At 68.7% G+C, this 20688-nt stretch carries 17 protein-coding genes and 1 pseudogene; 6 read left to right on the forward strand and 12 right to left on the reverse strand.

What is annotated here, in order from left to right:
* Nucleotides 1–14: 14 nt before the first annotated feature.
* Nucleotides 15–1703: an acyltransferase gene (locus LGI35_RS44975; protein ID WP_341483515.1), complete on the reverse strand. Its 1689-nt coding sequence runs from the start codon at nucleotides 1701–1703 to the stop codon at nucleotides 15–17.
* A 147-nt stretch (nucleotides 1704–1850) separates the two neighbouring features.
* Here LGI35_RS44975 and LGI35_RS44980 point away from each other — a divergent pair, with 147 nt between their 5' ends.
* Nucleotides 1851–2267 carry a hypothetical protein gene (locus LGI35_RS44980; RefSeq protein WP_227300807.1) on the forward strand — a complete coding sequence of 139 codons (417 nt, stop codon included), beginning with the start codon at nucleotides 1851–1853 and terminating at the stop codon, nucleotides 2265–2267.
* Nucleotides 2268–2311: 44 nt separating this feature from the next.
* Entirely contained in the window at nucleotides 2312–2569 is a 258-nt protein-coding gene (locus LGI35_RS44985) for a hypothetical protein (RefSeq protein ID WP_227300808.1), read from the forward strand.
* 261 nt (nucleotides 2570–2830) lie between these two features.
* On the opposite strand, the gene LGI35_RS44990 is transcribed toward LGI35_RS44985, so the two are convergent.
* Entirely contained in the window at nucleotides 2831–3673 is an 843-nt protein-coding gene (locus tag LGI35_RS44990) for a hypothetical protein (RefSeq protein ID WP_227300809.1), read from the reverse strand.
* A 729-nt stretch (nucleotides 3674–4402) separates the two neighbouring features.
* On the opposite strand from LGI35_RS44990, the gene LGI35_RS44995 reads away from it, so the two are divergent.
* The gene (locus LGI35_RS44995; protein ID WP_227300810.1) at nucleotides 4403–4711 is read left to right on the forward strand and encodes a hypothetical protein; all 309 of its coding nucleotides are present in this window, start codon (nucleotides 4403–4405) and stop codon (nucleotides 4709–4711) included.
* 662 nt (nucleotides 4712–5373) lie between these two features.
* Complete coding sequence (locus tag LGI35_RS45000) at nucleotides 5374–6231, forward strand: DUF4394 domain-containing protein (protein WP_423835786.1); 858 nt, start codon at nucleotides 5374–5376, stop codon at nucleotides 6229–6231.
* A gap of 333 nt (nucleotides 6232–6564) precedes the next feature.
* Here LGI35_RS45000 and LGI35_RS45005 read toward each other — a convergent pair whose 3' ends face one another.
* The 7 genes from LGI35_RS45005 to LGI35_RS45035 all read right to left on the reverse strand — a co-directional run bounded on the left by LGI35_RS45005 (nucleotide 6565) and on the right by LGI35_RS45035 (nucleotide 12386).
* Complete coding sequence (locus tag LGI35_RS45005) at nucleotides 6565–8433, reverse strand: hypothetical protein (protein WP_227300812.1); 1869 nt, start codon at nucleotides 8431–8433, stop codon at nucleotides 6565–6567.
* A gap of 128 nt (nucleotides 8434–8561) precedes the next feature.
* On the reverse strand, nucleotides 8562–9638 hold the full coding sequence (locus tag LGI35_RS45010) for a hypothetical protein (RefSeq protein WP_227300813.1): 1077 nt from the start codon (nucleotides 9636–9638) through the stop codon (nucleotides 8562–8564).
* A gap of 556 nt (nucleotides 9639–10194) precedes the next feature.
* Entirely contained in the window at nucleotides 10195–10398 is a 204-nt protein-coding gene (locus LGI35_RS45015; RefSeq protein ID WP_227300814.1) for a hypothetical protein, read from the reverse strand.
* The gene (locus LGI35_RS45020; protein WP_227300815.1) at nucleotides 10395–10718 is read right to left on the reverse strand and encodes a hypothetical protein; all 324 of its coding nucleotides are present in this window, start codon (nucleotides 10716–10718) and stop codon (nucleotides 10395–10397) included. Before LGI35_RS45020 ends, LGI35_RS45015 begins: the two co-directional genes overlap by 4 nt.
* A gap of 85 nt (nucleotides 10719–10803) precedes the next feature.
* Nucleotides 10804–11646, reverse strand: a complete 843-nt coding sequence (locus LGI35_RS45025) for a helix-turn-helix domain-containing protein (RefSeq protein WP_227300816.1) — start codon at nucleotides 11644–11646, stop codon at nucleotides 10804–10806.
* Nucleotides 11643–12179: a DUF6879 family protein gene (locus LGI35_RS45030; RefSeq protein WP_227300817.1), complete on the reverse strand. Its 537-nt coding sequence runs from the start codon at nucleotides 12177–12179 to the stop codon at nucleotides 11643–11645. The genes LGI35_RS45025 and LGI35_RS45030 overlap by 4 nt, the downstream gene beginning before the upstream one ends.
* A gap of 3 nt (nucleotides 12180–12182) precedes the next feature.
* Nucleotides 12183–12386 (reverse strand): hypothetical protein, encoded by a 204-nt coding sequence (locus tag LGI35_RS45035; protein ID WP_323136489.1) that lies wholly within the window; start codon nucleotides 12384–12386, stop codon nucleotides 12183–12185.
* Between the two features lie 773 nt (nucleotides 12387–13159).
* Here LGI35_RS45035 and LGI35_RS45040 point away from each other — a divergent pair.
* The gene (locus LGI35_RS45040) at nucleotides 13160–14782 is read left to right on the forward strand and encodes a hypothetical protein (RefSeq protein ID WP_227300819.1); all 1623 of its coding nucleotides are present in this window, start codon (nucleotides 13160–13162) and stop codon (nucleotides 14780–14782) included.
* A 1988-nt stretch (nucleotides 14783–16770) separates the two neighbouring features.
* Here the strand turns inward: LGI35_RS45040 and LGI35_RS45045 are convergent.
* Nucleotides 16771–16944: a hypothetical protein gene (locus tag LGI35_RS45045; RefSeq protein ID WP_227300820.1), complete on the reverse strand. Its 174-nt coding sequence runs from the start codon at nucleotides 16942–16944 to the stop codon at nucleotides 16771–16773.
* Between the two features lie 237 nt (nucleotides 16945–17181).
* Here LGI35_RS45045 and LGI35_RS45050 point away from each other — a divergent pair, with 237 nt between their 5' ends.
* On the forward strand, nucleotides 17182–17325 hold the full coding sequence (locus tag LGI35_RS45050) for a hypothetical protein (RefSeq protein ID WP_227300821.1): 144 nt from the start codon (nucleotides 17182–17184) through the stop codon (nucleotides 17323–17325).
* Between the two features lie 463 nt (nucleotides 17326–17788).
* On the opposite strand, the pseudogene LGI35_RS45055 reads toward LGI35_RS45050, so the two are convergent.
* Nucleotides 17789–18594, reverse strand: a pseudogene (locus LGI35_RS45055) (IS5 family transposase).
* Between the two features lie 423 nt (nucleotides 18595–19017).
* Nucleotides 19018–20472 (reverse strand): sensor histidine kinase, encoded by a 1455-nt coding sequence (locus tag LGI35_RS45060; protein WP_341483516.1) that lies wholly within the window; start codon nucleotides 20470–20472, stop codon nucleotides 19018–19020.
* Between the last annotated feature and the right edge of the window lie 216 nt (nucleotides 20473–20688).

Here is a 20688-nt window from a genome sequence, read left to right on the forward strand (position 1 = left end):
TGGCGACCCGCCCATTAACGGTTACCCCCGAGGGTGTAGGTGTTCTTCGCCTTGACCTGGTTCAGTGCGCGGCCCTCCGGGAAAACCGGGCGCCAGTCCCCGGCGACATGCAGTTCGTCGGTGCCGGAAATCTCGACCACACTCAGGCCCGCCTTATTGGCTTTATAGGCCTTGCGCCACAGGTTCGTGAACGCCTTCGACCGAATAATGTGCATCCAGTCCGGGCGGCGAATATCCGTGTTCGCGCTGGATTCACCGATCGTGGACACGAACTTAGAATACATGGCCTTCACGTACTCCACGACAATTTCGTCGTCTTCCGCGATAGCACTCTGCCGGGTTTCCGCGAGGGCCCGGCGGAGCTTTTCCAGAAGGCTTTCCGTACCGCCGGACAGCATCGCCCGGTGGATCTCGGGCGCTGTGCACAGGTTCCATTTCGCGCAGTCGAGCAGCAGGCGGACCATGGAGTCCGGGACCCAGACCGGGCCCGGCTCCTTGCGGGCGCCGAGCGGGTTGGGCAGGTCCGCGTGCTCCCACACCGGCGGGGTGATCTGGTAGACACCGGACCGCCTCGGATCATGCACACCCGTGGTGTCCTCCACGAGTTTCCCGACCGGCAGCCAGCATTTGAACGCGGACAGATAGGCCGCATTCATGTCCAGCGCGGTCACCTCGATGGGATCGCCCTTCTTCGCCGCGTCGAAAGCGGCCTTGTTCCGCCACTTCGGGCGGCCCTCCCAGATCTCGTCCGCACCCTTCTGCGATTTCTTCCGCAGAATGTCATCGGTCGGCGGGAATTTCGAATGCGCGTAGCGTCCACCGACCCGGGAACGCTCGAACAGCGCCATCACGTCCGGGATCGCTGTCTTGATGAGCGCGGCCTGCGCGGCCTCGATGTCGCCCTGCGACCACGCCAGGACATCCCGCACCCGGGCATGGATCTGATCGACAAGGGTCTCCGAGGCGTAGCCGGGCGCCCGGCTCGCAGCCGGCGTCGTCGTCTGGTCGGCTGCGGTAGTCGGAGCAGAGTCCGGCTCTTCGGCGGCGAGCTCCGCGGCTTCTGCGGCGGGAGCGGGCTCCGCCTCGGGCGCCTGCCCGGCGGGCTCGCGCGCCGCAGGAACGGGCACGACGACGTCCACACCGTCGTCCACGGGCACAGGCTGCGGGTCACCGGGGTGCGTCGTCACGGGCTCACCCGGGCCCGTGGGCGCGAACTCCTCGTCCTGGTCCTCGTCTTCGGCGTAGTCGGCGATCGGATCAGCGGCGTCCAGGGCGGCGATGCACTCCTCGCGCGTCAGGTGCTGCCACATGCCCTCCACCGCGTCCGTAGCGGGCTCACCGCACAGCACACACGGCCCGCTCAGCGCCTCGATGCGCGGCACCGACACAGCCTTGGAGGCGGGAGCTGCGGGCGGCACTGGGAGCGGGAGAGATGCCTGCCCGGCTCCGGTGCCGGTGCCGAGGGAGGACAGGACCGTGACCGCGTGCGTCGGACCGGCCAGCAGATCCAGCACACCGATCCGGTAGTGCGCCGCCAGGCGGTCGACGTCCTCCAAGGTCCAGTGCTGCTTCCCGCTCTGTTTGCGCGACACCTGCGCCTGCGCCTGACCCAGCGCCGCCGCGAGATCCCCCTGCCGCTCACCGGACCGGCTCATGAGCGCCGTCACCGTGAGCCTCAACAGTTCTTCAGTACCGAGCGTCACGCATAACACCCTAGCACTTCGCATGCGCTTTCCGTATAGAGAATTCCAAATATGCCTCTCTGTAGGGTGGTCGCCCCCACGGGAGGACACAGCGATGGCAGGCGTGCGTGACCGCCCTATGGCCCGTGGCGTTACTCAGGCGTGCCTGTGAGTGATGAGGCGGTTCGGGCTGTCGTGATGCTCAAAGAGAGCGTGGACCAGGTCCTGGCCGTTGAGAGCGAGCGTCAGCGTGTGGGGGACTTCTGTCTGCGGGTAGGGCAGGCCGCCCTGGGCGTGGGCGTAGATCCGGCAGTGGTGTACGGCGAGTTGGCCCGGCTGCAGCAGTCGTCGAGTGCGGCTGGCATACGGCCCGAAGAGAGCCGTATCGATCTCGCGGCCGAGCTGCGCGCCTGCACCTCGAAGAAGGCAGCACTCACGATGCTGTACCACGAACGGATCAAGGCGGACGACAGCCGCAGCCTCAACGCCATTGCCGAGCAACTCATCAACGAGCTGGCCGGCTACGGCATCACACTGGACCGAGGCGCCGCCCACAAATACGTCACCGCACTGCACCAGCGCTGACAGCCCCGCCCGCCCCCGGCCCGGCCGCAGACGAGGAGATCCCCATGCCCGGTCCCGACCTCCCACCGGCCAGTCAGCCCATGACCGTCGAAGCCCTGCTCGCCCGCTGGCCCACAGGCGCCCACAACAGCGAGCTGATCGACGGAGTCCTGTACTTCACCGGCACCTTCGACGAGCGCGACAAGGCCTGCGCCGAACGCACCTATCCAGGCCGACGAGCCCTCATCAACTCCGCAGGCAATCTTGAGGTCCATCCCGCAGGCGAAGACGAGCCCATCTCCGTACTGGACCAGCATCGCTGAACGCCCCGATCCAACCGGCGACGTTCAGGCTGCTCGGATTTTCCGGGGAAATTTCCGACCCTGCCGACAAGGAGACGCGTGGCGCGGTCGACGGTCAGGCCACAGAACGCGCAGGCGGGCCGCTCGCACTGGTCACTGTCGACCGTGGTGAGGGCGGAGCCCGGGGCGGTGAGCTGATCGACGCGAGACGTGATCCCCGACGAGCCTCCTGCCAGCACCGTCATGGCGAAGATCCGGCAGGTCCGGCGTTGGGAGTGTCGTTCAGGAGACCTTGCGTAGCGAGGGGCCTTCGGCGCTCAGGTCTTGCCTGTAGGCGGGCAGGTCCTTGGGGTTGAGGTCGCGGAAGCCCTTGCCGTGGTTGTCGAGGACGGTGGTGCCTGTCTTGCCGTCCGCGACCCATTGCAGGGTGACGGTGTAGGTGCAGTCCTTGTTCGGTCCGCAGCCCTTGACCGGGGTGAGTTTGAAGACTTCCGGATCGCTGAGGGAAATCTTGTAGGGGAACTTCACGGCGGGGGTGACCTTGCCGAAGTTGTCAGCAGGCTTCGCCGTGTAGGTCGGCGGGGTGCGGGACAGGTCGAGATCGAAGTTGCGTACCTCGACTCCGCCGCCACACTCGCCGTACGAGACGACGATGCCGTGGGTGGGTGCCGGTTCGCGGGAGGTGACCTGCACGCGCATGCCGGTCAGGATCACGCTCTGCTGGGTGCGGCCCTGGATGGTCGCCTCCACCGCCTCGCCCAGGGGGACGGCGTTCTGCGGGGGCGCCGGAATCGCGGTCTGTGCGGCGCGATACTGGTCGGGAGTTCCGTCGAAGTAGGCCGAGCCGCACACATCGTGCAGGTTCTGTGCCTGCACGGCCAGGGGCGGCCGGCCCCTCCAGGCGTCTTCGTCCGCGGCGGCTCCCCCGGACGGCGAGGACGGGCGGGCGCTGTCGGACCCCTTCGTCGTCCGCTGCGTCGATGTGCTGGTCGGCGAGGTGGGGCCCGCGGCATGGTCCCCCGTGTCCTGGCTGGCTGAGGCGCCGTGGTCGAAGGGGTCGGTGAGCACGAGCGCCGTGATACCGAAGGCGACGACTGCTGCGAACGCGCCGGCTCCCAAGATCACCGGTAACCGGTACCTGGTCCCGCCCTGGGCGGGGACGGGCAGCGGCTCCACGCCAGTGGAGTCAAGGGGGGCAGTTGCAACGGGCAGTGGGTCCACGCCAGCGGAGTCAAGGCGAGCAGTTGCAACGGGCAGCGGGGGAACCGCGCCGCCGTCGGCCGCGCCCGCCTGCCCCGACTCTGCCGGGACGTCGCTCTGGGCGCGTTCTTGCCTCTGCCGGCGTTCCAGCTCATCGCGCCGGTTCCGTGCCTGGGCGTACAGACGGTCGGCCTCCCCCGCCGCCTCCCGCCCACCAAGGGCCCGCGCGATCGCGACGACCGTCTCATACCGGGGAAAGCCCCGGCCCTTGAACGTGTTGGTCAACGTGGACATCGACAGCGACGAGGTCGCATCGTTCGCCCGGATCCTATCGATGATCACCTGATAGGCCGGGGCCCCGTTGCTGTTGCGCAACTCCCCGAGCCACCGCGCCAGATCCTGACCCGGATCCTGTGGCGGTTCACTCTTCCCGCTCACCCGCAACCCCCTCAACTACCGTGATTCCACGTCAGGTTAGCCCCGGCAGACCCCGCACGGCAGAGGCCGGCTGTTCAGCGTTCTTCAACGGTTTTCAGAGACCTTCAATGACCTTCAGACCAGCGGACAAGGCCAGGTCACGGCGGTGAACTGAGGACATCCCCTCAGCCCGGCTGCCGCCCGAACGCGGCACGCCCTCACCTGCCCGGAGGCACCGTGACCGCCGACCGCAACCAGTCCCGCCACCACCACAACACCCCCTGGTGGGAACACGTCTGCGCCCGCGACGTACTGCGGGTCATCGCCGCCTGGGACCACCTGCGCACCCTCATCCCCGCCGACACCCCACACCCCTCCCGCTACCTCCACCACCACACCCGCCTCGCCCTCCACCTCCTACGCGACCTGCAACAGGTCCGCACCGTCTGCGCCCACCCCCACATCCGCACCCTCACCCAGACCGACCTCGACCGCGCCCTCACCACCGCCTACCACGCCATCGCCCGCCTCAACGAGCACCCCTGACCACCGCACACGCCCTGGGTGATCCGCACGGATCACCCGTGCCCAGCCCCGCCCGTCGCGCCGCCACAGACGACGGTGCAACTAGTCCCGAAACGCCCTGCCCCCACCGGATCTCGCGCTCTGCGGCAGGGGGCCAGGTCACGACTTGGAAAGGCCAGGGGGCCAGGGGCCGCCCGCCCACGAGGGACAGTGCCGGGCGGTCGATGGGCAACCGGCTGCACACGTCGCCGGCCGCGATGCGCGTGTCTCGCGTGCGAGACACTCCGGTGCGGCTAACCGGTCCGCTGCTCTTCCTCGTTCAGCTGACCCAGCAGCGCGCCGTACTCCTCGGGAAACTGCTCCCGCAGCAGCACCACAGGCTCGCGCACCTGTCACGAAGTTGGGCCCGGTCATCTTGTGGTGAAGGTGCCGAACGATGAACCCCGGACTGTCGTACGGCAGCCTCTTCGGCTGACCGTCGCCCCCCTCCGCGTCGGCGGGCGGCTGCTCCTCGGGCGAGGTGTAAACGCCGTTTACGGTCTGCGAGGCACGAGGCCCCTTGCTCCGTTTGCTGCGACACAGTCGCGCACGCGTATCGCCACCGCATAATTGCGACTTTTGTCTGGTTTTGTGCTGAGTGCTGAGGCTGCCTGTCGGGCGGCCCTGGAATTGTTCGGAGACGCATGATGCGTAAGACAGTTGTCGCTGTCGCCCTGGCCGCCCTCGCGGCCACCGCCGCCCCGGCAGCCGCCGCCGTCCAGGCCCCCGTCGGCTGGGGCAGTGCCGGCAAGGGCCTGTACAGCGTGGGCCTGACCAAGGACCAACGCCTGGTCGGCTTCGACGTGCGCACTCCCGGCGACACGTGGGACCTGGGCCGGATCAGTGGCCTGTCCGGTGACCGCACGCTGATCGGGATCGACTTCCGCGTGCAGAACGGCAAGCTCTACGGTGTCGGCAACGCCGGCGGCATCTACACCATCAACAGCAGCGCCAAGGCGGTGAAGGTCTCCCGGCTGACCGTCGCCCTTTCTGGCAAGAACTTCGGAGTGGACTTCAACCCGGCTGCGAACCGCCTGCGGGTCATCAGCGACACCGGCCAGAACCTGCGGCACAACATCGACGACCCTGCCGCGCCGTTCACCACCACCGTCGACGGCACGCTGACCAACCCCACGACCCCGCCGACCACGGCACTGGGAGTGACCGGGGCCGCCTACACGAACAACGACCTCAACACGGCGACCGCGACCACGCTGTTCGACATCGACACCGTCAACGACCGCGTCGCGGTGCAGTCCCCCGCGAACGCGGGCAACCTCGCCCCCACCGGCAACCTCGGCGTCAACGCCGGCCCCTCGGCCGGCTTCGACATCTACTACAACCGGAAAACCGGGGACAACAAAGGCTTCGCCTCACTGAGCACCTCAGGCAAATACCGCTTCTACAGCGTCAACGTCCTCAACGGCCAGACCAACAACCTCGGCGTCTTCCCCGCGAACCGGCAGGTCTTCGACATCGCCCTGCCCCTCGACCAGAACTGAACCAAGCCGGCGCTTTGGGGCCGGGCACCGCTCAAGCGGAGCCCGGCCCCCAGCGCATTCTCCAGCACGCCACACTCCCGCCCGCCGCACAGACGTGCCGGCCACCGACCATCACCTGCAACGTCATCCAGGCGCGCTCACCACCGGCAGGCACCCTCTCCTCCTCCACCGCCCCGATCGACTCCGGCCACACCTTTCTCGACATCAAGGCCTCCCCTGCCGCCGCGGTCACCGGACAGCTCCCCACATCCAAGGAAATACGTTCAGGGCTGTACCCGCCTCAGCGGGTACAGCCCTGAAGATTCAAACGGTTACCGCGGGTGGGTAGTCAGGTCAGCCGGTGTGGGCCTTGCTGTGCGCCGTGCCGGTCGCGCGTGCGGTGCCGGAGTCGCCGCCGCGGGCACCGTGGCCGCCATCAGTCCAGGACGTGTTCCACGCGTCACCCGAGTCACCGGTCTTGCCGGTCATGCCCGAGTCACCGGACGTGGCCCAGGCGCCCTGCTTGCTGTCGTGGTGCTTCCAGGCGCCGTGGTGGCCGCCCCGGTTCTGGCCGCCGAGGATGGCGATGGTGCCGGCCTGGTTGCCGCCGGTGGCCCCGGAGTCACCCGAGTCACCGCTGTTCCCGGACTGGGCCTTGTTGCTGCTGGTGGCGTTGCCGCCGTCCCCGCCACGGCCGGTGCCGCCCGAGCGGGCGCCGGTGCGGTTGTCGGCCTGCGAGGAAGCGTTGCTGCTGCTGGAACGCTCGTGGTGACGGGTCCAGCCCCAGCGATGCGAAGACGTCTGCTGCTTGGCATCGGACATGCTGTGCGCCGTGCCGGTGGCGTGCGCCGGGCCGGAGTCGCCGCCGCGGGCCCCGTTGCCGCCGGTCGTCCAGGACTTGTTCCACGCGTCACCCGTGCTGCCGGTGTCGCCGGTCATGCCCGAGTCGCCGGAGGTCGCGGAGGCCTTCGAGCCGCCGCTCATCCAGCTGTGGCCCCAGTCCGAGGCGCCCCAGCCGTGGCCACCGCCGTGGCGCCCGCCACGGTGCTCGTTGCCGCCGAGGATCGCGATGGTGCCGGCCTGGTTGCCGCCGGTGGCCCCGGAGTCACCCGAGTTACCGCTGTTGCCGGGCTGGGCCTGGTTGTTGCTGGTGGCGTTGCCGCCGTCCCCGCCGCGGCCGGTGTCGCCCGAGCGGGCGCCGGTGCGGTTGTCGGCCTGCGAGGAAGCGTCGCTGCTGCTGGAACCGCCGTGGCCCCAGCTGCTGCCGAAGGCGGGCAGGATTCGGTACTGGCCTTCACGGCCCCAGCTGCGCTGCTCCGACCACGCGGCAGCGTTCGCCATACCCATGGCGTGGGCCGGGCCGGAATCCCCGCCGCGGCCACCCCAGCCGCCCGACGTCCAGGACTCATTCGACGCATTACCCGAGTCACCGGTGTCGCCGGTGTCGCCCGAGTCGCCCGACGTGGCCGAGGCCTCACACCGCGCGAGGATGCAGATGTTCCCAGCCTGGTTCCCCCCGGTCGAACCGGAGTTGCCCGAGTTGCCGGTGTTCCCGGACTGGGCGTGGTTGTTGCTGGTGGCGTTGCCGCCGTCCCCGCCACGGCCGGTGTCACCCGAGGCCGCACCCGACTGGTTGTGCGCGGAGGCGCTGCTGTCCGTGCTGCCCTTGCCGCCGCTGTGCCGGCCGGAGCTGTTCGACTTCGCAGCGGAGGCGGCGTGGCTGGAGCCGTGCGCCTTCGCCGGGCCGGAGTCCCCGCCGCGGCCGGCGTCGCCGCCACTCGTGTGGGAGGAGTTGGAGGCGGTGCCGGAGTCGCCCGTCTTCCCGGTGTCTCCGGAGTTGCCGGAGGAGGCATGGGCGGTGCAGTCCGCGAGGATGCAGATGTTCCCGGCCCTGTTCCCGCCGGTCGAACCGGAGTTGCCCGAGTTGCCGGTGTTCCCCGACTGCGCCTTGTTGCTGCTGGAGGCGTTGCCTCCGTCGCCGCCACGGCCGGTGTCGCCCGTGTGGGCGCCGGACTTGTTCGACGCGGAAGCGTCGGCCGCCGGACCGAACGGGCTCTTGCCCTGCTGATGTCCGCCGCCGAGCAGACCGTCGACGACGGTGGTGATGCCGCCGCGCTCGTGCTGCGCCGGCTGCTCGGAAGCCTGCGCAGCGGCCTGACCCAGGAAGAAGATTCCGCCGGAGGCTGCCGCGACCACCAGGCCGCGCTTGAGGTTCACGTTCATGAGAATCTGCGTCCCTTTTCGAGAAGCCCAAACACCCCGCTCGAACCGCCGAACCGTCGGCAGCAGGAGGGCGCTGGACAGGAAGTGGCACACGCCGTGTGCCCTGGTCCGTCGCTACTCGAGGAACGTCATCCGGGCAGTCGTGGGCCACGGGCGTCGTACAGCAGGCCGGACGCGGCCACGTCCCACGCGGTCGATGCCAGCAGCCCGTGCCTCGTATCTGCACAGCCACTCGCGGGGCCGGTCCACAGCAGCGGGCCGAACAAGCCGCCCGAAGGCGAAGAGCCGCTGCCTGCGGGACCCGCGGGCGTGGTCGCACCGCCCGGCAGACCCTGCGGCATCGTCGACCCGCTGGTGTCCGAACCGGCTTGGCCCGCGGCCGAACCCGAAGCGCTCGCACCCGGACCGTGCTGCCGGGCCTGCTGCGGGTCCCAGGTATGGGTCGCCGTGGCTGCGGTCGGAATGGTGATGGCGTCTGCTGTGTCTGCACCACCGGGGGGAGGCGGTACAGACACAGCGGGCGGCACCACCGGAGACGACTCCACGGGCGGAACAGGGGTGGTGTCGGCCGGCGCCGGGGAGATGCCGACGGGTGCGGTCACCTCACCCAGGCCCGCACCACCGGTCACCGGCTCCAGCACCGGATCCAGCGGCTTCGTGACCGGACGCAGCACCGGCCCCGTGACCGGCGCGAGCACTTCGGCCACCGGGGCCACGACATGCGCGACCGGCTCCGTCACCGGCACAAGCGCCGCCGTCACCGTGGCCAGGGGCTGCGTGAGCGGAGCCAGCGCACGACCCGCCGGAGCCAGCACCGGCGAAGTCAGCTCCCCCACCGTGCGCCCGACCCCACGAAGGGCACCGTCCGACCCGGCAGGCCTTGCCGCAGCAGTCTCGCCGTTCGCAGCGCCCTGACGAGGTACCTGGGTCTTCTCCGGCGTCTCGGGCTGAGGCACCGCGGCAGGGGGCCGTTCGGACGAAGCGATGCCCGGCTTCTTGCTGTCAGCTGAATCGTTGGCCGCCGCACGCGAGAGGGACGGCGCCGAAGCACCGTCCCTCTTCTGGCTACCCGGCAGGCTCGTGGTCTTGGACGGCTTGTCCACGTGCGTCGACGCTCCGACGCTCTTCACGACACCGACCACACCGGAGACCAGGCCGCCGCCGGATTGCCGCTCACCCCCATGAACAGAGTCGGCGGCGCTCACGTGTGATGCAGCGGACCGGGGGTCGTGGTCGCCGGCCGAGGCGGAGGCGGAGGATGCGGCGATGAGACCGGCGCCGAAGAAGGCCCCGGCTATCCCCGTGACGGTCAGGGCCCGGCGCAGCAGACGCGCACGCGGCGAGACGTTGTACGTCTCGTCGCCCCTGCGTCCCGCTATCCGTCCCGGCACCCTCAACCCTCCCGAACCACACCACAGTTGTCGGTCAGTCACAGGCTGATCCGATGCCAATGGGCCAGCGGATTGGTCAGATCAACCGATTGATGGCGAAGCAGTCCACGCCCGGACGAACTCCCCAGGTCAGGGACCGGCAAGGGCCGGGAGAGGAGGGAGAGCCGTTTCGCGGTCGACGGTGGCGAGAGCCAGGAATCGTGTGCCAGAGCACCTGAGGTAGGGCGTCAAGCGATCGCTACAGGCCGCCCCGGCTTCGATGTCGACCTGCGCAGCATCGTGCAGGGCGGGCCGCTCCCACTGCTCTTGCCGTCGAGCGGCCCGCTCTGTCCCGCCACCGGTCACCTCCAAGCACCCGGCGGCGGGAGTCTCAGTCTGCCTGCTTCTCGCCGGGCCGCCGCGGCCAGCTCGTGCCAGCGCGGAAGCCGTTGGTGAGTGAGCCGCTGTAGAAGTGCCGGTGCACGCCACCGTGACCGGCCGACAGGGTGCAGCGCCGCGCGCTCTCCGGCTCTCGGACGAAGCAGATGCCGGGAATCTCCACGTATCCCTCCAGCGTCGTCCGCTGCGCGCTCATCGCCGTACCTGCCGCATCACGAGACGGAACCACGTTCCCGGAGCGCAGAGCCCCGGGTCGTCGGTGCACTGCTCGCAGATCGCCGTGTGGTCGAGCTGCGCGGGATACACGCGGCGCATCGCGCAGGGGCGGCAGCCGCGGGGAAACCAGCGGCCCACGGTGCCGTGGGCGTCCGTCTCCCGCACTCCGAGATCGATAGCGGTGGAATTGTTCAGCGCGACGGCGCACCACACGCACGCCGCGCCCCGCACCTGTGCCTGCGTCAGGGTGGTGATGGGAGACAGCACAACGGCTGCCAGATCGCCTGTCGTCGTCGCCATGACGGCACCGTAGAAGGCTGCGCGGTGCCGCGTCAGGAAGATTGCGCCGGATTGCTCGGCCTGCTAGGCGGTTGGGGCGGGTTGCTCAGGCGGCTGCAATCGCGGCCCGGGCACGCGCGATGAGGCGGTGCGCCTGGTGTCCGCGGGCGGCGGCCTGGTCGAGCTGATCCCACGTCCGCCCGTACAGGGCGAGGTCGTCGGCAGAGTCGTACTGCAGCTCGGTGTTGATCGTCTCGACGACGACGCGCTCCTCGTCGAAGATCCAGAACCCATGCTTCGGAGTGAGGGGCATCGGGGCGCCGAGAGGCACGATGCCGAGCTCGACGGTGGACATGCCGATCAGGCCGGCGAGGCGGTCGAGCTGGCCGGCCATCACCTCGCGGGTGCCGACAACGGCGTGCAACGCCGCCTCCCAGAGCAGCACGCGGAACAGCTTGCCCGGCTCGTACAAGACCTCTTGACGGCGCATACGTGCCTGTACAGCAGCGTCGGTGTCCCGTGGGGAGCGCATCAGTTCGGCGTTCTGCGTCAGGAGTTGGCGTGCGTAGGCGGGGGTCTGGAACAGGCCGGGGATGACGGTGGCCTCGTAGCCTCGCATGGTCGCGGTGCGCCGGTACTCGACGACGTACCGGTCCTGCACCGGGGCGTGCCCTGAGGAGAGTTGGCGCCGCCAGTGCCGTTGCTGAGACTCCAACCCGCGGAGCCGGGCCTTCAGCTCGGCCGCCTGCTCAGGCACACCGACAGCCCCGGCCCAGGCTTCCACGTCCTCGTCCGTGGCAGTCTGGCGTCCGTTCTGGAGCCGGGACACCTTGGAGCGCTGCCAGCCAAGCAGCTCGGCGAGGCTCTTACCGTCGAGGCCGGCCTCGACACGCAGCTCGCGCAGCCGCGCGCCGAGGGCTTCCCGGCCGTGCTGGAAGTCCGTGCTCACACGGACGAACGTACCCGCGCCCACACCTCGGCAGAAGGCCGTGCAGCCGCCTGCGCCGCATCACGGGCCCGGCACGCGGCGAGCACCTCGGTGGCGTCGTCGACCAGCTCGACGCCGACCGTGGTATCGGTGTCGTCGATGTGCATGCGCACCAGGGTGCGGGAGTCGAACAGCCAGAAGTCGTAGTCCGGCAGTTCGAGGCGCACAGCTTCGGCCCGGGGCACAACGCGGATGTCCTCGCCCGCCTCGACGTTCCCGGCGGCCGTGGCCATGAGGAACCGTTGCCCGTCCGTGGGCGGCTCATCGACGATCCGGACGCGGGAGAACCGCGCCCCCCGCTCGGCCTTGTCCCGCACGTTCACGTTCCACGGGTGATCCGGCTCCGGCACGGGGTCGACGCCACGCATGAACGCCTTAAACCGGGCACCGGCCCGGTCGGTGGCGTAGCCGCGGCGGGTCTCCAGCCGGAACGCGGTGCGCTCGAACTCGGCGAACAGATAGGTGATCTCCTCGAAGGGGATCAGGGACGGCACTGGTCACTCCTTGGGGGCGAAGCGGGCGAGCAGCTCGCGGGGGATGACGACAGCAGTCTCACGGACGCCGAGATCGCGAAGCTGCGCGAGGTGCTCGCCATCGGTGAGCTGGTCGCCCTGGACGACGATGTCGCCCGTCTCCACGACCTCGTACAGGGTCGGACAGTTCCCGTGCTCGGACGTGGTGCCGATGAACCTGAGCGTCATGTCGTCCTCCGTCTGCGCCGATTGGATGTCCAGCATGCGGCGCCGGCCTGCCGGGCGGGGGTGGATTGCCGGGGATTGCCCCGTGCGCTCAGCTGCCTGCCCGCAGCGCGCAATCGGCACAGCAACGAGCCGCCCCCGCGGTGCCATGCAGCCGCACCCAGTGGTGAGGGGGTGAGGTCCGATCTCGTCCAGGCCTGGCTTGGTGGCCTCGGCCCACGGCTCGGGCACGTCCGGGCCGCTCGAATTTTCCGCAGAAAATTCCGCCCCTGCCGTCGCCCGGGTCGGTTTCGCTGGCGCTGGGCAGCGTCCCCATCCAGGCGAACCGATGACCGGGACATCGACACCGCCCAGCGGACATACCCAGGACGCCGCGTACCGCACCCACCCGCCCGCCCACCCTAGGGCGAGCGGAAGGCAGTGAGGTGCGCCAACCACTCGCTGAATGAGGGTTGTTGGATGCCTTTCAACTGTGCGTTCGTAGCTGACATGCAGTCGAACGATGCCCCCACCGGAGTGATAGTCAACGCGAGCGCCGGAGACTGACGGCCTTGACAAGCACGAGGCCCCGGACCAGGAGCTGGTTAAGGGCCGTCGTGTGCTCCGCCGGCACCAGGTCCGGCAAAACAAATGGTCCGCACGCCGACCGGCATGCGGACCAAAAGAAAGAGGGGCAGTGGCCATAAATGGCGAGTGCCCCTTCAAGTCTGCACCGATTGTAGCACGGGAGACACGTTTGCCGGTTTCTGCTGGTCAGGCTCCGCTAGGGTGCCCAAATGGTCTCCACCGCAGTCCAGGACCCCTACGCACGCCATGTCCTTGCGCGTATGTCCGACTTCTTTGCCGACGAGCGTACGCCCTGGCCCCGTCGCCTGTGGGACATAGGCTCCGTCCTCGCACTGGAGGAACTGTGGGAGGCCGGCCACTGGCAGGCTCACAACGTGCTGTCGTCCTCCGCGTGCGACTGGCAGCGCCATGAGCTCAAGGCCATCCTCGGCCGGGACGCCGGTCTCGGCGACAAAGACCTCCGCAAGGAGATCACGAACCTGCTCAGCAAGCCCCTCCTCGACCCCAGCCCGGAGCGGCGCCGGCTGAAGGAGGTCATCGGGCACCTGCGCCCCGGCTACCTGGACCGGTGGGTGACTGCGACCGCGGTCGAGGAAGCCAAGCGGGTCAAGCCCGAGCGGTTCTCGCGGACCGTGGCCGCCCACCTCCTGGACCTCGGCTACAGCGGCCTCCACCTGCGCAACTGGGCACGCGGCCTCAAGACCGCCCGGGTGACGGCCACCGACATCGCCGAGAGCGCGGCAGAACTTACCCGCGCCCGCACGCAGACCTTCGACGTCCTGGTGGCCCTCGACAAGGTGCCCCACCGCGAACTCGCCGAGCCGCTGCCGAACTGGCTCGACAAGGGCAAGGTCGGCGCCTGGCTGCGCGAACACGGCCACAACACCGCGGGCTTCCGCACCGGCGGAGGCTTCGTCTACCAGCTCCAGGCGCTCGATCCCCTCGGCGCGGCCGACCAAGCCCGCCAGCTCCTGGACCGCATGACCGCCCGCTCGGAGTTCCTGCGCGGCCGCCGCGGAGGCGTACTGCCTCTGCCGTTCATCTGGGTCGCCGGGTACGACACCCCCGTACCGCTGGAACCTCCGGCCCGCGGCGTCGACGTCCTCTCCCTCGTCTACGAGGGCCACCTCTACAAGGTCGACAGCCGAGAACGCATCGACGACGCCCTCGAACTCGCCGCCGTCAGCAACCGCGGCGCCCTCGCACCCGCCGTCGCCGGCGGCTGGGCAGCTGTCGAGTCCCTCCTCGTCCACCCCGACGACCCCCGGGGCGACGGAGAACGATCCGGAAAGGCCGTCGCCGCCGACCGGATGGCCGCGATCATCGCCTGCTCCTGGCCCCGCGCCGAGCTGACCACACTGGCCCACCGCCACGCCCCCGCCCAGCCGGACGCCCTCTCCGAGGCCGTCGCGGCCTGCACCGCCAACCGCGAACGCGCCCGGCTCGTCGCCGACGCCCTGTGCGCCGGAGGACCCGAAGCCCTCGCCCTGAAGTACACCGACACCGCGGCCGCCCAGCGCATGGCCGCGCTCGTACAGAATCCCGGAAAACAGCTCGCCGAGGTCAACCACGCGTTCCGCATCGCGATGCGCCGCCTCTACCGCACCCGCAACATCATCCTCCACGGCGGTGCCACCCAAGGCGTGGCCCTGGACGCCTCCCTGCGAACAGCCGCACCCCTCCTGGGCGCCGGTCTCGACCGCATCGTCCACGCCTCATACACCGAAGGACTCGACCCGCTCGACCTTGCCGCCCGCGCCGAAGTCGCCCTCCAACTCGTCGACGGCGAAACCGGCCTGGCCACCGTGGACCTTCTCGAGCCGCCCGGCTGAGCACGGCCGGGGTGGCCGCCTCCTCTGTGCTAGATAGTTCAATGCGCCAGGTGTGGGTGCGGGGGCGCCGTCACCTAGGGTGAGTTGAGGTGCGGTGCGCGCATAGCCACGGGGGCCATGCGGTGCGGAGTCGCCCGCGGGAAGGGCGGACGGTCGGCGGCTCCGCGGCGTCCGGCCTCGGCCCCTTCCAGCACAGTTCTTACGATGTCCTCGCGTGGCCGGCAAGGCGGCGCCGGACTCCACCACGCGGTCCAAGCCGTCTCCCGCATGCACGCACGACCTCGCCCTCGCCGCATGAGCAGAGCAACCGAGCCCCCGCACTGACCTGCCCGAATACAGCCTTCTGCAACATGCTTCAGATGCGAATCTCGCCTTGGTTCGCGTGCAATGCCGCTGGCTGGCTTGGTCAACGAAGAACCCGCCCACGGCACTGCAGGAAATGATCAACATCGTCGGCACTATCAGGCCCCTGAACCTGTGCATCCCAGCCAATCAGCCACCACTAGGGTTTGTACACACGGTGACATCCGACTCCTCGCCCGCAGCCAGTCCCGCCTCGCAGAGTCGGCCGCCTTTTCGCGCAGGTCGAGGTAGAAGCGCGTGGTCTTGCCGTCTTGCTTGAGGCCGTGGATGCGTTCGTCAATGTAGCCGAGGCCGTTTAGGCGGTGCCGCCGACCTGACCCGGTCACCGGCTAGATGATGGGCGGTGGCCCGAGGCGGGCCACGTTCCGACCGCCGCCCGATCCGGCGTAACGGGACGCAAGGAGCGTGGCATTGCACCAGCCTGCAACACACGGGATCACACCAGCAGCTCGTCAGGATTCATTGACGTGCCGGGATCGGGCAGGGGCGTCAGGAAGGCACTGCTGTGAGCGACCGCTCGTCGTGGGAGTCCCGCAAATTCCGTTACTGGTCCGAGTGCAGTGGGCAGTCCCGCCGCACCGGCCTTCGCACCAGCCACCCGGCGCCTGCGGTCTCGCCGGCGCAGGCACGGCTGGAGAGCCTCGTCCTCGAGCAACTGGGCACCTCTCCGGACTTGTGCGCACACCCCTTCGGCATCGCTTCGCTGAGCCGCGTCGGCACGTCCCTCACGCTGCACCTCGACGCCTACTTGGGCCAGAGACGGTACTCCTTCCCTGAACACTGCCTAAGCCGTCTGCTGCCCACGACTCCCGCACCAGGCGACGGCACCGATGTGCCAGGGATCCCCGGCCTGCGGGTGAGTGGCATCGAGGCCAGCGGCCGGCAGCTGCACCTGCACCTGGTGAAAGACCCTGGGCAGACAGCTACGCTCGTACTCGCCCTGCCCAAGGGGCTGCCGGAGAGCTGGGGGGACATCGAGCGCCGGCACCGGCACTGGTGCGAAGAGCACGGTCTGCGGCCGCTGTGGACGGCCCCGCAGCTCGACGGCGTGGAGGCCAGCTACCTCAGCGCCTATCCCAGTCTCGAAGGCTCGCGGGCCAGGCGGGCCGCGGTGGGCAGCGCGCTGCTCCGGCGTATCTCGCTCTTCCACACCGTCACCGCCTTCTACCGGGTCCAATGCTGGGACGACGGCGACAGCTGGAAGATCGACGCCCGCACCGCCCACCCCCGAGCACGCTGGCACGACCAGCTCCTCCAGCGACTGTGCCACCCACGATGGGGCCTGCCGGTTCGCGTAGCCCACCGGTTCTGCCGCTGCGCCGAGCAGGACGCCCCATACCAGTGGGACCACACCTGCGCCTTCTACTTCGACGGCCACACCACCGGCAACGACGATCTACCTGCGCGTCCACGCCAGCCCCGAAGGGCACGACTACGACCGACAGATCGAAACACTGCGCCAGGTCGGCGCACCAGCGGGCTGGATGGCCCGTGCCTTTCCCGAGCAAGCAGTCCAGCACCACGACCGGCACCGTCAGGCGGAGCGGCTGCGGTAGCAGCACGTCTGTCACCGAATGAGAGGATGCCGCGCATGCCCGGACCGGACCTGCCACCACCAACAGCCCCTATGACGGCGGAAGCCCTGCTCGCCCGCTGCCACCGCCGCGCAGAAGGCAGAGCTCTTCCACGGCGTGCTGGTGTTCGCTGGTGACTTCGATGAGCGTGACCTGGAGACCGCGCGGCGCACCTATCCAGGCCGTCGTCCCGTGCTGAACTCCGACGGCGGCCTGGAAGTACATCCAGCCGACGCTGGAGCCCCCACACCGCTCGCAAGCCGGGCAGCCGGAGTTTCCGGGCCGGAGGACGGCACCTGACGTTACGTTGTCGAAGCGCCGGACAGCAGTACTCCATGAGGCAGATCCGCGCTGATCGTCGAGTGCGGAAAGCACAGGGATACGGGTCTCGCGTGCGTCGCGAAGCGGCGGCTTGGGACGGCACGCTGATCTCGGTTCATGAGCGCGGCATAAGGTAGCGACATGGATGAAAAGCGCCGCAACGACGATGACGAGACGATGACCGGCATACCTGCCGATGACATTGAAACGTCCGATGACGAGCCGGACGACGAGCCAGCCGACGCATGGCTGGCAGTCGATGGTGATGCAGGCGGAGGCTGGTAGGTCAGCCCGGTTTCGAGCACGGAACCGGCTTTGGCTCAACTTCTGCGAGCTACTCCTGAGGGCTCAGAGAGACGCTCCGCGTCACAGAGATAATCGGCGACTCACCGCTCCCCCGGGGCAGCCGTGGCGGTGGCCGCCACCGACGGCTGCTGGCCAGTCCAGGAGGGTCCGCCAGGGCAGCCAGACAGGTCGTCCGTATTGGTGCGTACAGGCTCCATTCGCTGGCACGCATGCGGAGATGACCTCACAACCCTGGAACGTCAGCGGAAGGGTCTGCTGCAGCGTTGGGTGACAGGTTGTCACCCAACGCTGCAGCAGACCCTTCCTCCTCATCATCTCGATTCGTTGAAACGACCCGGATATTCGACGGAGATACCTCTCCCCACGTGCGACTCCACTCGACCACCACACTACGGATCTGATCCAGCGTGGCGGGAGATATGTAGCTGTCACTGAACCTCTTTCATCCTGGATAGTCGCAGGTCAGTAGCGTGTGGACGGCTTGGACGATGGTGCCAATGCGGCGGGTGGAACATCTTGCTCGTCGGAGCAGTCGCCAGGACTTCAGCTGGGCGAAGGCGCGCTCTCCGGGGGCCCTCAGCTGGCGTGGTCGCGGTTGAACTGCTGGTAGTGCTCCGGCTGTTCGCGGTGGTGGTAGTAGGGGGTGCGGAAGGTGGCGCCGGTGCCCTGGTAGGCGCGGTCGGCCAGGACCAGGATCTGCCGGGTGAGACAGGCCAGGACGATGCCGTGGGCACGGGCCGCGGTCAGGTCGTGAGTGCGGCCTGGCGTCGCGCGGGAGAACCACAGCGGGGTGCCGTCGGGGCGGGCGATGACCTGCACGTTCATGCCGTGCTTGCGGTGTTTCATCGAGTAGTACGGCTCGTCCGCGCGGATCCGGTCGGTAGGGATCAAGGTGCCGTCGACGATGACGTGGTCACCTTCACCGAGGCCTGTGAGGACTTCGTGGAGGCCGGGCGCCCAGCCGACCAGGACGTCCAGGGCCTCGTCGACGTACCGCCAGGCGGTGGCTTGGGATATCCCGAAACCTGCTCCGAGCTGGGAGAACGTCTCGTTCTTGCGTAGGTGCACGAGAGCGAGGAGCGCCTGCTGGAAGCAGCCGAGCTTGCGCCAACGTGTGTTGCGGGCGCGGCGGTGCTCGTACAGCAGCCAGGCGACATGCTCGACGAGCTCATACGGGACGTCGAGCGTGGCAGGATACGGAACCAACAGGGCCCCTTCGGTCGCCGGTGTGATGAGTGGAATCACCACGCCAACGACGAGGGGCCGTGCCTCGTCACCACACCTGCTGACCAGCCCATTTCACCCTCCAGCACAGGATGAAAGAGGTTCACTGACATCGCTCATTGTTCCTCCGAGTGCTCATCGCGCGGGAACTCCTCGCCCAGCTGGGCGAATCCGACTGGCTGCGCCTGCCCGCCTACAGGGCTGAGCGGGTGGCGCTGCCCATCTTCTTCTCGCGCCCACACCCGCCGCCACGGACGCCTTGGGCGCCTAAGGGACGGCGGCCTCGACCTGGACCAGGTCGCCGCGTTCTGCACCCCAACAGGTCGGCGAGCACGCCGAACTGCTCCTGGCCGCGGACTGGCTCACCGACAGCGCAGTCGACGCCGATCAAGGACGACTGCGCGGGCAGCTCACCGAGCCCGGAACGGGCATCCCGCCCCCGCCGAGTCACTCCCTCTGCTCTGATCTTGCCGGGTCAGGGGTCGGACCCGGCGGGGAGGGAGGCGTCGGAGATCCCGGCATGAGGACAATTGCCTCGGTTCCGCCTCCTTCGGCAGGTCGCAGTGAGACAGTCCCCCCGGATCTCTGCACCACTCGCGCGACGATCGACAATCCCAACCCACTACCGGGCAGACTCCGGGCTGTGGGCGAACGCCAGAACCGGTCGAATACATAGGGCAGATCGTCCGGCATCACCCCGGGTCCCTCGTCGCGCACCGTGAGCTGTCCGCCGGTGAGCGCTATTTTCACGGTCCCCTTTTCAGGAGAGAACTTGACAGCATTGTCCAGGAGGTTCACTACTGCGCGTTCCAAGGTGGCCGGGTCTGCGAGAACGAACCAGTCCTCCATGGCGCTCGTGAACGCGAGGTTCTTGCCGCGCAATTTGGCCCGTTCCAGAGCCCGCCTCGCGACCTCGTGCATGGGTACCACTTGAAGGGAAGTCCCCCCTCCCGGTGCGCTGTCCGGGCGGGACAGCTCCTGGAGATCGCCGATCAGGCCGGCGAGTTCGCCGATCTGCGCAGCGACGGATGCAAGCAGATCAGCCCGCGCTCCCTCGGGTAGTTGTCGTCCCGACTTCTCGCTACGAATGAGGAGTTCAATGTTGGTGCGCAGCGAGGTGAGTGGTGTGCGTAGCTCGTGGCCGGCATCAGCGATCAGTTGCTGTTGGCGATCCCGGGAAGTGGCCAGGGCCTCGGTCATCGCGTTGAATGATTTCGCCAATCGCGCGATCTCATCGTCGCCGGCGGCCGGAATGCGCACGGTCAAGTCTTCGGTGCGAGCGATGTGTTCAACGGTCGCGGTGAGCCGTTCGACTGGGCGCAGCCCCGCCCGAGCGATGCCGATGCCCGCGGTGGCCGACGCTATGACGCCGATTCCGGCCACGCCCAGAAGGAGCAGCGCGAGGCTGTTCAGCGGTTGGGTGACGGAACTCAGCGGCTGTGCGATGGATACGGCGTAGGTTCCGCCAAGCCCCCGCGGGAGGTTCGGACGCGAGGTGGCAACACGCATTTCCTGCCCGTCCTCGGACTGGGCATCATGGAGTGACGAGGCCAAGACACCGCGAGCCACGGAGATGTCTGTGTCGACCACTTTGATAGCCGTGCTACCCGGTGCCGAGCACACCGCCCCGTCAGAAGTGATGACCTGCACCGTATAGGGCGTCGGCGTTCGATCTCGCTGGTCGGAGGCGGGCTGCTTGATCCCACAGGTGCTGAGCAGGTCCTGGACAAAACCTGGTGGAGCTTCGACGCTGCGCAGATTTGAGTCAAGCTGGCCAGTCAGCTGCTCACGGGTGACAATCCACGCCGCAGTGGCCACGGCACTCACTGCGATCGCCACAGCGAGAGCGGCAAGCAGCCCGAGCCGGGCGCGCAGCGTCAGCTGCCTCATGTAGGTGTTCAACGGCGATCGCCTTTCGGCAGGCTGGACATGGTGCAGAGTTCCTGGGAGACGCGAGGGCGGCGATGGTCGTCAATCTGATTGACGACAGCGGACCGCCCCAGGGTGCGGCGGCGCGTCGCCTTCTGTCGGCTCTCCTCGCGGGACGGTGCTTCCTGCCGCCAGGCCCCGCCGATCGACGCGGTCACTGGTGACGTAGGCGTCGCCCCCCAAGCGCGC

It is taken from the genome of Streptomyces longhuiensis (genome assembly GCF_020616555.1).
GTDB classification, from domain to species: Bacteria; Actinomycetota; Actinomycetes; order Streptomycetales; family Streptomycetaceae; genus Streptomyces; species Streptomyces longhuiensis.